Here is a 13,061-nt window from a genome sequence, read left to right on the forward strand (position 1 = left end):
TCCTACAAGAGATTCTCGCCTTCCAGCTCGCTCTTCAGATAGGCGTAGTAGATCGGCGCGGCGACCAGGCCGGCCAGGCCGAACGCCGCTTCCATCGCCAGCATGGCGATCAGCAGCTCCCACGCGCGCGAGCGGATCTGGGTGCCGACGATGCGCGCGTTGAGGAAGTACTCCAGCTTGTGGATCAGGATCAGGAACACCAGCGCGGCGATGCCCACGCCCAGGGATACCGACAGGCCGGCGATGGTCACCGCGGTGTTGGAGATCAGGTTGCCGATCACCGGCAGCAAACCGACCACGAAAGTCACCACCACCAGCGTCTTGGCCAACGGCACGTGGATGCCCATCAGCGGCAGCACGCCGATCAGGAAGATCGCGGTGAACAGGGTGTTGATCAGCGAGACCTTGATCTGCGCGAACACAATGTTGTGGAACGCATCGGCGAGGCGGTTGCAGCGCTGGCCCAGGGTAGCGGCCAGCGGACCGGGCTGCTGGCTCGGCCCGGCGCTGTGGCTGAGCGCGACGATCGCGCCAAGCACCAGGCCGATGATGATGTGGGCGAAGCCGCGCGCGGTGTCCTTGCCGGCCAGCTGCAAACTGGCCGCGTGCTTGCGGGTCAGCTCGCCGGCCATCACGCGCAGCTCGTCCACGCTGTCCGGCAGCGAGCCGACCAGCGCCGCCGGGAGCTGCTCGCGCGCCTTCTCCACCAGCGGCATCAACTGCTTGTCCCACAGCTCCTGCGGGTTGCCGATCTCGCTGTGGAAGAAGCTGATCGCGCCCAGCGCCAGCAGGATCAGCAACCCCACCACCACCGCGCCGATCAGCGCCACCACCACCACGCGCGCGCGCCGGCCGGACAGGCGCCGCTCCAGCAACGGGCTGATCGTTTGCACCAGCTCGTACACCAGCAGCCCGGCCAGCAGCGCCGAGAGCAGGTGCAGCTCCATCACCAGCACCAGCGCGATGCCGGCCAGCACATAGCTGGCGATCCGGGTGGTGCGCGAGGGTTCGCGCAACAGGGACGGGTTGGGGGCCATGGGCCACGGCTTCGGGGAGGGGACCCCAGTCTCGCAGCAGGCCGGCCCGCCTGCCAGCCTGGCGTACACTGGCGGGCCGTTCGTGCGCAAAAGGACCCCAGCGATGACCTCGCGCCTGCCCGCCCTGGCCGCCCTGTTCCTGCTCGCCGGCTGCACGGCCGCGCCGCCGCCCCGGCCGCTGGCCGCGATGGTGCCCGCCGACGACAACCTCAATGCCACCGCCTGGGTGCAGAACGCGGTCGAGCACGACCTGATCTACCTGCAGACCTACCGCGATGCCCAACAGCATTTGGCCGCCGCGCTGGACGACGCCCAATGGGATGCGCTGACCGCGGCCGACCGCACCTGGCCGGCCCGCGGCCTGCCGCCCGCGGTGGTGCTGGACGTGGACGAGACGGTGCTGGACAACTCCCCCTACCAGGCGCGCCTGGTCCGCGCCCATGCCGCGTTCGACCAGGCCAGCTGGAACGCATGGTGCCTCCAGGCGCGTGCCCGCGCCGTACCCGGCGTGGTGGCCTTCACCCGTGACGCGGCCGCGCACGGCGTCAAGGTGATCTTCATTTCCAATCGCGACAAGGCGCTGGATGAGGCGACCCTGGCCAACCTGCGCCAGGTCGGCGTGCCGGTGGCCGGGCCGGACGTCCTGCTCGGCCTGGGCACGAGCGTGCCCGGATGCACCGCGCACGGTTCGGACAAGGGCTGCCGGCGGCAGTGGGTCAGCCGGCACTACCGCGTGCTGATGCAGTTCGGCGACCAGCTGGGCGATTTCCTGGATATCGCGCAGAACACGCCCGCGGGCCGCGAGGCGGCGATCAAGCCGTATCTGGAATGGATCGGCCAGCGCTGGTTCGTGCTGCCCAACCCCAGCTACGGCAGCTGGGAGCCGGCGCTGTTCGGCAACGACTGGCAGCTCTCGCCGCAGGAGCGGCGCGAGCGCAAGATCGAGAGCCTGCGTGTGGACTGAGATAAAAATCAAGGACTTGAGAGACAAAACAAAACCATTGCCTTAGAAGCTGGGCCCGCGTAAGCTCTGTCCCGCCGAAACCTGCTGACCTCCTTAATCGCGGGCAAGGCCATTTCCCTTCCGGCCCGGCCGGATTTCCCCCGCGCGGCTCCAGGCCCGCGGGGTTTTTCTTTTGCGACTCTGGCCAACAGACATCCGCTTGCCGCCAGTTCGACAGGTCGAGTACGCCTGCGGGGCCATGCTTGTGCCTCCCGCCCCACGCCCTCCGCCAGCTGAGGTCCATGCGCCCGTCCCTGTTCCGTTTCCTCCTGCCCTGTGTTGCCCTGTTCGCGCTGACCGCCTGCCGGTCGGGTGAGCCCACGCCTGCCGCCGCGGCCAACCCGTCACCCGAGGCGGCCGTGCAGCAATCGATCGCGCTGGTGCGGGCCGGCGACTTTGCCGGCTTCTGGCAGCACGCCTTGCCTCCCCACGATTACGCGATGCTGCGCGAGGACTGGGGCCGGGCGCACGCCGGCGAGACGCCGCTGACCGACGCCGAACGGGCGCGCATCGACGGCGCCTTGCAGCAATTGGCCGCGCCGGACGCCGCGGCCGCCCTCGATGCCCAGCTGCAACCCTGGCTGGCCGACGCCCAGGCCCGCTACGGCGATCAGCTGCCGCTTCTGGTCGGCATCGGCCGCGCGCTGGCCGGCAAGGCGATCGAGGAGGATGCGCGCCTCACCGACACCCAGAAACGCCATGCCACGGCGCTGGTCGATGCGCTCGGCCCATGGGCGCAGCAGGCGCCGTGGTTCGACCCCGCCAGGGCGCGCCAGGCGGTCGGCGTGGTGGTGGCCACCGCGCGCGAACTGGACCTGCAGGACGCACAAAGTCTGCGCACGATGGATTTCGACCAGGCCATGCGCAGCTATGCCATTGCCTTCCACGGCCTCGAGCGCATGCTCGGGCTCTACGGGTTGCCGCTGGACGAGGCGCTGGCCTCCGCGCGGGTAGTGCCGCTGGAATACCACCCGCCGTATGCGCGCGTGCGCGTGGAATACCTGTTGCTGGGCAAGCCGCTGGCGATGGAATCGACAATGGTGCAGCAGAACGGCCACTGGTACGACCAGGACCTGCTCGAAAGTGTGCGCCAGGCACATCGCCGCCTGTCGGCGCCGGCCGCCGCCGGGACGGTCGCCGCGGCGCCCTGAGCGGTCCCGTCGGCCCACCGGCTACAATCCGCCGATGCAGAACATGACCGCGGATTCCCCCGCCCGCAGCCGCGCGCCCTGGTGGTTCAGCCTCGCCGGCCAGTTGCTCGAACCCTGGGTGCGCATCCGGCGCGACCCGGCCGAACCGGCCAGCCTGCTGAAGGCCGGCGCACCGGTGTGCTACGTGATCGAGCGCGACGGCTTTTCCGACGCGCTGATCCTGGAACGCGCCTGCCGCGAGGCCGGCCTGCCCTCGCCCATGCAGCCCCTTTCCGGCACCCGGCGCCGTCGCTCGGTGTTCGCGCTGGCCAGGCGCGACGGCTGGCTGTTCGGCCGCAGCCGCCAGCGCGCACCGTACGAGACGCTCGACCAGCTGGTCCGCTCGCTGGAAGAGCAGCCCGAGCGCGACATCCAGATCGTGCCGGTGTCGATCTACGTGGGCCGCGCACCGAGCCGCGACACCGGCTGGTTCCGCGTGCTGTTTTCCGAAAACTGGGTCATGGTCGGCCGCTTCCGCCGGCTGCTCGCGCTGCTGCTCAACGGCCGTGACACGGTGGTGCACTTCTCCGCGCCGGTGTCGCTGCGGCAGGTGCTCGACGACGCCGGCGAGGCGCGTCCGGAACGCTTCGCGCGCAAGATCGCGCGGGTGCTGCGCACGCACTTCCACCGCATCCGCGCCGCGGTGATCGGGCCGGACCTGTCGCACAAGCGCACGGTGGCCGATGCCGTGCTCAACGCCGAGCCGGTGCGCGCCGCGATCACCGCCACCGCGACCAAGGAGCACATCTCCTACGCCAAGGCCTGGCGCCGCGCGCACAAGCTGGTGATGGAGATCGCCGCGGATTACTCGCACCCGGTGGTGCGCTCGGCCTCGTTCCTGCTGTCGAACTTCTGGAACAAGCTGTACGACGGCATCGCGATGCATCACTTCGACAAGGCGCGCGCCGCCGCGCCAGGCTTCGAAGTGGTCTACGTACCCAGCCATCGCAGCCACGCCGACTACCTGCTGATGAGCTACCAGCTGCACGTCTCCGGCGTGGTGGTGCCGCACATCGCCGCGGGCGTGAACCTCAACCTGCCGGTGATCGGGCCGATCCTGCGCCGCGGCGGCGCGTTCTTCCTGCGCCGCAGCTTCAAGGGCAACGCGCTGTACTCGGTGGTGTTCAACGAGTACATGGCGCAGCTGATCGATCGCGGCGTGCCGATGGAATACTTCATCGAAGGCGGCCGCTCGCGCACCGGACGCCTGCTGGCGCCGCGCGCGGGCCTGCTGGCGATGACCGTGCGCGCGTTCCTGCGCGCGCCGCGCCGGCCGGTGCTATTCCAGCCGGTCTACATTGGCTACGAGAAGCTGATGGAAGGCAAGAGCTACATCGGCGAGCTGTCCGGCAAGCCGAAGGAGAAGGAATCCCTGCTCGGCCTGCTCAAAGGTTTGAAGGTGCTGCGCCAGCGCTACGGCCACGTGGCGCTCAACTTCGGCGAACCGATCGAGCTCACCCCGCTGCTGGACGCGGCCAGTGTCGACTGGCGCGCCGCCGCCGGCGATCCGGACGCCAAGCCGGAGTGGCTGGGCCGCGCGGTCGACGACCTGGCCGAACGCATCCAGGTGAACATCAACCGCGCCGCGGACGTCAACCCGATCAACCTGCTCGCGCTGGCGCTGCTGGCAACCCCAAAGCACGCCATGGCCGAGAGCGACCTGCTCGCCCAGCTGGAGCTGACCCGCGCGCTGCTGGTCGAGCTGCCCTACTCCGACCGCATCACCGTCACCCCCATGGATCCGCCGGCGATCATCGCCTACGGCGAACAGATGGGCTGGATCCGCCGCGTTCGCCACTCGCTCGGCGACGTGCTCAAGGCCGACGACGAGCCAGCGGTGCTGCTTTCGTATTTCCGCAACAACGTGCTGCACCTGACCGCCACCGCGGCGTGGGTGTCGTGCTGTTTCCTCAACAACCGGCGCATGACGCGCGCCTCGATCCTGCGCCTGGGCCGGATCATCTACCCGTTCATCCAGGGCGAGCTGTTCCTGCCGTGGGATACCGACGGCTTCGTGGCGCAGATGCAGGGCACGATCGACTTCTTCGTGAGGCGCGGCCTGCTGGAGGCCTCCGGTGACGGGCGCGTGCTCGAGCGTGGGCCCGGCCAGGACGATGCCGCCTTCCAGCTCAAGACCATCGCACGCAGCCTGATCCAGGCCTTCGAGCGCTACTACATCACCATCGCCGCGCTGGCCAAGAACGGGCCGCACACCACCAGCGCCGCGGAGCTGGAGAACGCCTGCGCGCTCACCGCGCAGCGGCTGTCGCTGCTCAACGAGCAGTCGGCGCCGGAGTTCTTCGACAAGGCGCTGTTCCGCGGCTTCATCCAGAAGCTGCGCGAACAGAAGATCGTGTGGACGGACGAGGGCGGCAAGCTCGACTACGACCGCGCACTGGAGGACATGGTGCGCGATGCGCGGGTGATCCTGGCGCGCGAGGTGCGCCATTCGATCCTCAAGATCACCGGCGTGGACGGCGACATGGATGCCGCGCCGCCCAAAGCGGTCAACCACGTGCCCGAGGACAGCAGCAGCGAAGACCTGCACCGGCGCCACGTCGAGGCCGAGCACCATGAGCATGAGCACGACGCGAACAAGGACGCCTGAGCGCTCTTCCCTTCCGGGGAGACGGTTATGAGTGACGGAGCTTGAGGAGATGGTTTCGTTGGGCTGACCGCGACTGGACTCGCCTGCGGCGGGCTTCCGATCGCCTGACGACGCTCGGGTCACTTTCCGTGTGGCCTGGCTAAGCCCGGCAAGGCATAAGAGCCAGGCGCCTTCTCGGCATGCTTGTTGGGTCGCTTGCTCTAAGGATGAGCTGCCGCCGCTTTACCGCGGGCGCTCGGGAGCTGGGGCAGGAAGCGCGCGCGATTGTCTACGTCGGCCCCACTCTGCTGCCTCGCCTCCGCGGAGAGGGCTGGGGCCGGGGCTTGCCACGATCCCGATTCGGCGCTCGCGCCCGCCGCCTTTCTTGCGAACATCGCCCCTCACTCACGCTCTCTCCGCTCGGAGGACGCGCCTCCCTGCCCTTCCGTCACGGGCGCCGCTGCCCGAGCGGATGGCATACTCGCCGCTTCCATCCCCGCAGAGATGTCCGCATGCGTGCAATCCCCGCCCTCGCCCTCGGCGCCCTCGTCCTGCCACTGTCCGCGCTCGCCGCGGACCCGCACTCGTACGCGCAGCCGGAGCAGGTCCGCGTGACCCATCTGGATCTCGACCTGGCGATCGACTTCCCGCACAAGGCGCTGGACGGTACCGCCACGCTGAGCCTGGACTGGAAGAATCCGAAGGCGCCCGCACTGGTGCTGGACACCCGCGACCTCAAGATCGCCAAGGTCGAGGGCCTGGATGCCGCCGGCCGCGCCACCGCACTGAAGTTCGCGCTCGCGCCGCGCGACAAGGAACTGGGCAGCAAGCTCACCATCCAGGCGCCGAAGCATCCGGGCAAGGTGCGCATCGTCTACGCCACCTCGCCACAGGCCTCGGGCCTGCAGTGGCTCACACCCGCGCAGACGGCGGACAAGAAGCTGCCCTTCATGTTCTCGCAGTCCGAGTCGATCCACGCCCGCTCGTGGGTGCCGCTGCAGGACTCCCCGGCGATCCGCTTCACCTACAAGGCGCACGTGACCGCGCCGAAGGACGTGCGCGTGGTGATGAGCGCGCTCAACGAGGCAACGCATCCGCTCGATGGCGACTTCCGCTTCGACCAGCCGCACCCGATCCCGTCCTACCTGCTCGCGATCGCCGCCGGCGACATCGCGGTGAAGGAGACCGGCCCGCGTTCGGCGGTGTATGCCGAACCGTCCGTGGTCGGCAAGGCGGCGCACGAATTCGAGGATACCGAGAAGCTGATCGAAGCGACCGAGAAGCTCTACGGCCCCTACGCCTGGGGCCGCTACGACATTCTGGTGCTGCCGCCCTCGTTCCCCTATGGCGGCATGGAAAACCCCGACATGACCTTCGCCACGCCGACCGTGCTGGTCGGCGACAAGAGCCTGGTCTCGCTGGTCTCGCATGAGCTCGCGCACTCCTGGTCGGGCAACCTGGTGACCGCCGCGAGCTGGCGCGACATCTGGCTCAACGAGGGCTTCACCACCTACGTCCAGGGCCGCATCACCGAGGCCGTCTACGGCAAGACGCTGGCCGACGAGGAAGCGCTGCTTTCGGCGCGCGCGCTGCAGAAGTCGATCGGGAAGATGCCGGAGAACTCGCAGAAGCTTGCACCCGATCCGCGCGGCGTCGGTGCGGACGATTCGCTCTCGGACGTCGCCTACGACAAGGGCTCCTGGTTCCTGCGCACGCTGGAGCAGCGCTTCGGCCGCGCCACCTTCGATCAGTGGCTGAAGGCCTACTTCCATCGCCACGCCTTCACCTCGATCACCACCGAGCAGATGCTCGCCGACATGAAGGCCCATTTGTTCGATCCGCACCCGGGCAAGATGAGCTGGGACGAGGCCAAGGCGTGGGTTTACGAGCCGGGCATTCCCAAGGACGCGCCGCTGCCGACGTCGGCGCGCTTCCAGAAGATCGACGAGGAGCGCGCGTCCTTCCTGGAGGGCACGCTGGATGCCGCGCAGCTCGACGCCAAGGGCTGGAACACGCAGGAGTGGATGTATTTCCTCGACCGCCTGCCCGACGCGCCACCGCTGTCGAAGATGAAGCAGCTCGACGCCGCCTGGCACCTCACTGGCACGCCCAACGCCGAGATCGGCATGCGCTGGTACAGCCACGCCATCGCCGCGGGTGACAGGAACGTCTGGGAGGACGCGCGCGAGCACATGACCCGGATCGGCCGCATGTACCTGACCCTCCCGGTGTACAAGGCCTTCGCCGCCACCCCCGAGGGCCTGGCCTACGCCGAGGCGGCCTACGCCAAAGCCAAGGATGGCTATCACCCGATGACCCAGGGCGCGATCGAGTCGATCCTGCGCAAGGCCAGGCAGGGCAAGAAGTAGCCTGCGACCCTCCCCTGCCGCGCGGGGGATCGGGAGGGGTGCGCTCTGTCCTGAACAGGCGCCGCCCTCCCCCCCCCCTCCACGCAGGTAGAGCCGGCTTCGGAAACGCCAGGAATCCACGCATGAACCCACCCGCCACCCGCCCCCTTTGGCAGCGCATGCTGTTTCGTCGCCTGAAGTTCTTCGGCGTATTGCTGGCCCTGGTGGTCATCGTGCTCGGCGGCAGCTACCTGTTCGCGCCGCAATGGCTGCTGCGGGCACACGTGATGCGCCAGGCCATGACCGCGCACGTGGAATCGCACACGCTGCGCGCGGGCGACACCACGTGGAGCTACTACGAAGGCGGCCAGGGGCCGACGCTGGTGCTGCTGCATGGTTTCGCCGCGGACAAGACGATCTGGTTGCCGCTGGCCGAGCAACTGACGCCGCACTTCCACGTGGTGATCCCGGACCTGCCGGGCTGGGGCGAGTCCTCGCGCAACCCGGACGCCAGCTACGGCGTCCAGGCGCAGGTTGAGCGCCTGCAGGCCTTCCTCGCCGCACTGGACCTGCAGCGGTTCGTGCTGGTCGGCCACTCCATGGGCGGCGCGATCGCGGGCGTCTATGCGGCCGAACACCCACAGGGCGTGGCGGCACTGGCGCTGGTCGACGCGTACGGCCTCAAGGCCCAGCCGAACGATTTCGACCGCGCCGTCGCGGCGGGCAAGGATCCGTTCGTCTACGAGGACCGCACGGGTTTCGAACGCGCGCTCGCGCTCGCCTTCGTGCACCCGCCTGAAGTGCCCGGCCGGATCGAGGACGTCTTTGTCGCGCGCAACCGCCGCGACCGCGCCTTCATCGAGCGCACGCTCGCCCAATTGCGCCAACCGGAAAACTACCTTTCGCTGCAGCAGCGGCTGGCCCAGCTGACCATGCCGGTGCTGGGGCTCTGGTGCAGCGGTGACCGGATAGCCGATCCCTCCGCGCTGGACAGCCTGCGCAACGGCCTGGTCCAGGCGCCGGCGATCAGCTCCAGCCTGCTCAACGGCTGCAACCACATGCCGATGATGGAAAAGCCCGAGGCCACCGCACAGGTGCTGACCGGGTTCGTGCTGGGGCGCTGACCGCTGCTCGCCTTGGTCCCTCCCTCCGGGGGGGGGGGCGCTCAGCGGTGAGGAGCGTTTCGACCGCCTCAACCGGACGAGGAGTTCTCCTTGCCAACCGGCCCGGCCAACCCGACCCACCCGCCATGCTGCCGCATGCTCCAGCACCCGGAGGGGAGAGGGTGCCAAGCCGCGACCGGTTCAGCCGGACAAGCGCACCCCCAGCAGGCCGAACCGCCGCAGCCCTTCCACGCTGGGCAGCAGCGCACGTCCGTGCGGCGCATGACGCAGCCAGCCCGCGTCGAGCATGGCGCCGGTGAGCGCCACGCCCAGCGGCCCGCCCACGTGCAGGCGCCGCTCGGTCCAATCCAGGCAACCGCGGCCGCGCAGCGTCGGCAAGCGCGCCGTGGCCTGCGGGTCGAGCCCCGCCTGGATCAACGCCGCGGCCCCCGCCGGGCGCAGTGCGAGACCTTCGCTGGTGGTCTCCAAGTGACCGCGATGAAGCAGCTGGGCGCATAACGCGACGCCCAGCTCGCCGGCAAGGTGGCGATAGCAGCTGCGCGCGCGCCGCAGCGCGGTGTCCCCGGTCGGCGGCGCGATCGGCCGGCGCGGCAGCGCGAGCGCTTCGAGCCAGCCGGCCACTTCGTCGCTGGCCAGGCGGTAGTAGCGATGGCGTCCCTGCACCTGCACGGCGAGCAGGCCGCCTTCGAGCAGGCGCTTGAGGTGCGCACTGGCGGTCGGTGCGCCGACGCCGGCCATCCGGCCAAGTTCGCCGGCGGGGCGCGCGGTGCCGTCCACCAGGGCGAGCAGCATCGCCGCGCGTGCGGGCTCGGCAAGCAGGGCGCCGATTTCAGCGAGCTGGTACGGGGTGAGCGAGGTGGGGGGCATGCGCGAAGTCTAGTACCGGCGCTGATGGGGATCTTTCGATGGCGGGCGAAGGAAGGGGGCTTGCCGCACGATTGCCCCCATCCGCCCCTCGGGCACCTTCCCCCGTGGAACGGGGGAAGGATCCATGCGCGTCAGGGCGCTTTTTTTGTCGGCCTAATCCGGCCTACGTTCCGCGCGGTTTGGCCCGGTGGGTCGGCGTGGCCGACCACGGATCGTCCGGCCACGGGTGGCGCGGATAGCGGCCTTTCAGTTCCTTCTTCACTTCCGGGTAGGTGCGCTCCCAGAAGCCCTTCAGGTCCTGCGTCACCTGGATCGGTCGCCCGGCAGGCGAGAGCAGATGCAGGGTGGCGGGCACGCGGCCGGCCGCTACGCGCGGGGTGTCGGCCAGCCCGAACAGCTCCTGCAGTTTCACCGCCAGCACCGGCGCCTCGCCGGGCGCGTATTCGAGTTTGCGCACCTGGCCGCTAGGCACGGTCAGGCTTTCCGGCGCGTACTGGTCGAGCTGGCGGCGCTGCTCGTAGTCGAACAGCGTGGCGAGCGCCTGGGACAGTTCGTCGGCGCCCAGCGCGTCGAGCTTGCGCTTTCCCTGCAGGTACGGCCCCAGCCAGTCCTCGAGCGAGGCCAGCAGCGCCGCATCGGACACGTCGGGCAGGCCCAGCTCGGGCATCCAGCCGGCCAACGCCTGCATGCGCGCACGCAGGCGGCGCGCGGTGTCGCTCCAGGGCAGCGCATCGATGCCGCGGTTACGGACGGCGGCGAGCAGCGCGGGCAGCGCATCCTCCGGCTGGACCGGCACGCTGCGCCTTTCCAGCACGATGGCGCCGAAGCGCTGCTCCTCGAACGCCTCCACCGCGCCGCGTGCGTCGTTCCAGCGCAGCGCGCGCTCGCGCCGGAAGTGCTGCGGGAAGTCCTGTTCAAGGCGCCGCGGGTCGAAGGGCGCCGCGGCGAGCACCAGGCTGTCGCGTGCTTCCAGCCGCAGATCGAGCACCACCAGCCACGGCTCGCCGAACAATGCACTGGCTTCGTGCAGGCTGGCACCCCGGCCGTTGGCGAGGGTGTAGCGGCGCGGATTGGCCTCGTCCTGGCGGGCGATGCGGTCGGGCCAGGCGTGCAGCAGCAAGTCACCGGTGGCGTGGCTGTCGGGCACGCCACTGGCGGCCGTACGGACGTCCAGACGTCTGCGCCAGCCCCTGGACGCCTGCTCGATCGCGGCCATGGCGCCACTGTCGAAGCCGCCGCGCGCGCCGGCGGACCGGCGATCACGCCAGGCATGCAGCACCTCCACGCGCACGCGGAAGTCGTCGCTGCGCGCCTGGTCGCCCCGCAGCGGCGAGCGCGCCTCGACCAGGGCGAGCAGGTCGGCGGCCAGGGGACGCAGTTCCGCCGGTGCTCGCAGCGCCATCGCGGCCCATCGGGGTGTGGCGCCCAGCTCAAGCATCCGTCGGCCCAGCGGCGTGATGCGACCGTCCGTGCCGAGCGCGCCCAGGGCGGCCAGCAGCTCGCGTGCCTGGGCCAGTGCGCCCGCTGGTGGCGGATCGAGCCAGCGCAGCGTGTCGTCGCTGCCGGCGTTGACGCCCCACGCGGCCAGTTCGAGCGCGAGGCCGGACAGCTCCGCCTGCGCGATTTCCGGCGTGCGCGCAGCTTCCAACCGGCGGCTCTGCGGCCACAGGCGGTAGGCGGTGCCCTCGGCGACGCGCCCGGCGCGACCGGCGCGCTGGTCGGCCGAAGCCTGCGAGATCGGGACCGTTTCCAGCCGCGAAAAGCCGGAGTTGGGATCGAAGCGCGGCTCGCGCGCCAGACCGGCATCGATCACCCCGCGGATACCCGGCAGCGTCACGCTGGACTCGGCCACGTTGGTGGCGAGGATCACCCGCCGCGTGCCCGGCTCGGCTGGCGCCAGCGCCGCCTGCTGCTCGGTGAGCGAAAGTTCGCCGTGCAGGACGACGATGTCCAGCTCTTGCCCTCTCCCCACGGGAGAGGATGCCCCCAGGCGCGCCTCGCCCGATCGCTCACCACCCGCCCCTCCCCCGAACGGAGAGGGGAGTGCGTTCTCGAGCAGTGCGTGGGCGCGAGCGATCTCGCGCCGGCCGGGGAGGAACACCAGCACGTCGCCGGGGTTTTCTTCCAACGCCTGGCGGGTGACGCGGGCAAGGTGGTGTTCCGGGGTTTCCTGCGCGCGCGCCGGCGGGTGCTCGATGCGCACGGGAAAGCTGCGCCCCGGGCTGGACAGCCGCGGCGCATCCAGCCAGCGCGCGATGCGTTCGCCGTCCAGCGTGGCGGACATCACCAGCAGGCGAAGATCCGGGCGCAAGGTAGCCTGCACGTCGAGCGCCAGGGCCAGGCCGAGATCGCCGGCCAGGTGGCGCTCGTGGAATTCGTCGAACACGATGGCGCCGATGCCCGACAGTTCCGGATCGTCCTGGATCAACCGCGTGAGGATGCCCTCGGTAACGACTTCGATGCGGGTGGCCGCGCTCACCCGTGATTCGAAGCGGATGCGGTACCCGACGGTCTGGCCCACGTCCTCACCGCGCTGCGCCGCCATGAACTGGGCGGCCGCGCGCGCGGCGATCCGGCGTGGTTCGAGCATCACGATACGGCGGCCTTCCAGCCACGGGGCGTCGAGCAACGCGGGCGGGACCTGGGTGGTTTTGCCGGCGCCCGGCGGAGCTTCAAGGACCAGTCGCGGGTGGGCGTCGAGCGCAGCTCGCAGCTCCGGCAGAAGCGGCGTGATCGGGAAGTGGGCTTGCGTCATTCCATCGGATGATAAGGGCTGAGGCAAGGCGACCCCCATCCGCCCTTCGGGCACCTTCCCCCGTGAACGGGGGAAGGAACACGTGAAGTGGCCTAATGACCTTGGACACCCGATAGGATGAATTTCCTACCGAGGTGACACGTGGCACGA

The 13,061-nt window shown here is 69.8% G+C and carries 8 protein-coding genes; 5 read left to right on the forward strand and 3 right to left on the reverse strand.

All coding sequences use genetic code 11. The annotated features are described in order from the left end of the window. Nucleotides 1-2 precede the first annotated feature (2 nt). On the reverse strand, nucleotides 3-1,037 hold the full coding sequence (locus J7I44_RS08745; RefSeq protein ID WP_209619083.1) for an AI-2E family transporter: 1,035 nt from the start codon (nucleotides 1,035-1,037) through the stop codon (nucleotides 3-5). A 103-nt stretch (nucleotides 1,038-1,140) separates the two neighbouring features. Here J7I44_RS08745 and J7I44_RS08750 point away from each other — a divergent pair, with 103 nt between their 5' ends. From J7I44_RS08750 to J7I44_RS08770, 5 genes are all read left to right on the forward strand, one after another. Then, nucleotides 1,141-2,001: a 5'-nucleotidase, lipoprotein e(P4) family gene (locus J7I44_RS08750; RefSeq protein WP_209619087.1), complete on the forward strand. Its 861-nt coding sequence runs from the start codon at nucleotides 1,141-1,143 to the stop codon at nucleotides 1,999-2,001. A gap of 281 nt (nucleotides 2,002-2,282) precedes the next feature. Next, nucleotides 2,283-3,191, forward strand: coding sequence for a hypothetical protein (locus tag J7I44_RS08755; protein WP_209619090.1), 909 nt, complete (start codon nucleotides 2,283-2,285; stop codon nucleotides 3,189-3,191). Nucleotides 3,192-3,225: 34 nt separating this feature from the next. Then, nucleotides 3,226-5,838 carry a glycerol-3-phosphate 1-O-acyltransferase PlsB gene (plsB, locus tag J7I44_RS08760; RefSeq protein WP_245188054.1) on the forward strand — a complete coding sequence of 871 codons (2,613 nt, stop codon included), beginning with the start codon at nucleotides 3,226-3,228 and terminating at the stop codon, nucleotides 5,836-5,838. A gap of 491 nt (nucleotides 5,839-6,329) precedes the next feature. Beyond that, nucleotides 6,330-8,186, forward strand: a complete 1,857-nt coding sequence (locus J7I44_RS08765; RefSeq protein WP_209619096.1) for a M1 family metallopeptidase — start codon at nucleotides 6,330-6,332, stop codon at nucleotides 8,184-8,186. A gap of 158 nt (nucleotides 8,187-8,344) precedes the next feature. Continuing rightward, complete coding sequence (locus J7I44_RS08770; protein ID WP_245188065.1) at nucleotides 8,345-9,289, forward strand: alpha/beta fold hydrolase; 945 nt, start codon at nucleotides 8,345-8,347, stop codon at nucleotides 9,287-9,289. A gap of 180 nt (nucleotides 9,290-9,469) precedes the next feature. Here the strand turns inward: J7I44_RS08770 and J7I44_RS08775 are convergent, their stop codons facing one another. Both J7I44_RS08775 and hrpB read right to left on the reverse strand, forming a co-directional pair. Next, the gene (locus tag J7I44_RS08775; protein ID WP_209619104.1) at nucleotides 9,470-10,156 is read right to left on the reverse strand and encodes an ArsR/SmtB family transcription factor; all 687 of its coding nucleotides are present in this window, start codon (nucleotides 10,154-10,156) and stop codon (nucleotides 9,470-9,472) included. Nucleotides 10,157-10,319: 163 nt separating this feature from the next. Continuing rightward, complete coding sequence (gene hrpB / locus J7I44_RS08780) at nucleotides 10,320-12,911, reverse strand: ATP-dependent helicase HrpB (protein ID WP_209619106.1); 2,592 nt, start codon at nucleotides 12,909-12,911, stop codon at nucleotides 10,320-10,322. Between the last annotated feature and the right edge of the window lie 150 nt (nucleotides 12,912-13,061).

Origin of the sequence: Frateuria flava (genome assembly GCF_017837635.1) — a bacterium.
GTDB lineage: Bacteria > Pseudomonadota > Gammaproteobacteria > Xanthomonadales > Rhodanobacteraceae > Frateuria_A > Frateuria_A flava.

Bases quoted from the DNA above. Each gene is read 5' to 3' on its own strand.
- J7I44_RS08745 (WP_209619083.1), bottom strand. From the start codon at position 1,037: ATGGCCCCCAACCCGTCCCTGTTGCGCGAACCCTCGCGCACCACCCGG.
- J7I44_RS08750 (WP_209619087.1), top strand. From the start codon at position 1,141: ATGACCTCGCGCCTGCCCGCCCTGGCCGCCCTGTTCCTGCTCGCCGGC.
- J7I44_RS08755 (WP_209619090.1), top strand. From the start codon at position 2,283: ATGCGCCCGTCCCTGTTCCGTTTCCTCCTGCCCTGTGTTGCCCTGTTC.
- plsB (WP_245188054.1), top strand. From the start codon at position 3,226: ATGCAGAACATGACCGCGGATTCCCCCGCCCGCAGCCGCGCGCCCTGG.
- J7I44_RS08765 (WP_209619096.1), top strand. From the start codon at position 6,330: ATGCGTGCAATCCCCGCCCTCGCCCTCGGCGCCCTCGTCCTGCCACTG.
- J7I44_RS08770 (WP_245188065.1), top strand. From the start codon at position 8,345: ATGCTGTTTCGTCGCCTGAAGTTCTTCGGCGTATTGCTGGCCCTGGTG.
- J7I44_RS08775 (WP_209619104.1), bottom strand. From the start codon at position 10,156: ATGCCCCCCACCTCGCTCACCCCGTACCAGCTCGCTGAAATCGGCGCC.
- hrpB (WP_209619106.1), bottom strand. From the start codon at position 12,911: ATGACGCAAGCCCACTTCCCGATCACGCCGCTTCTGCCGGAGCTGCGA.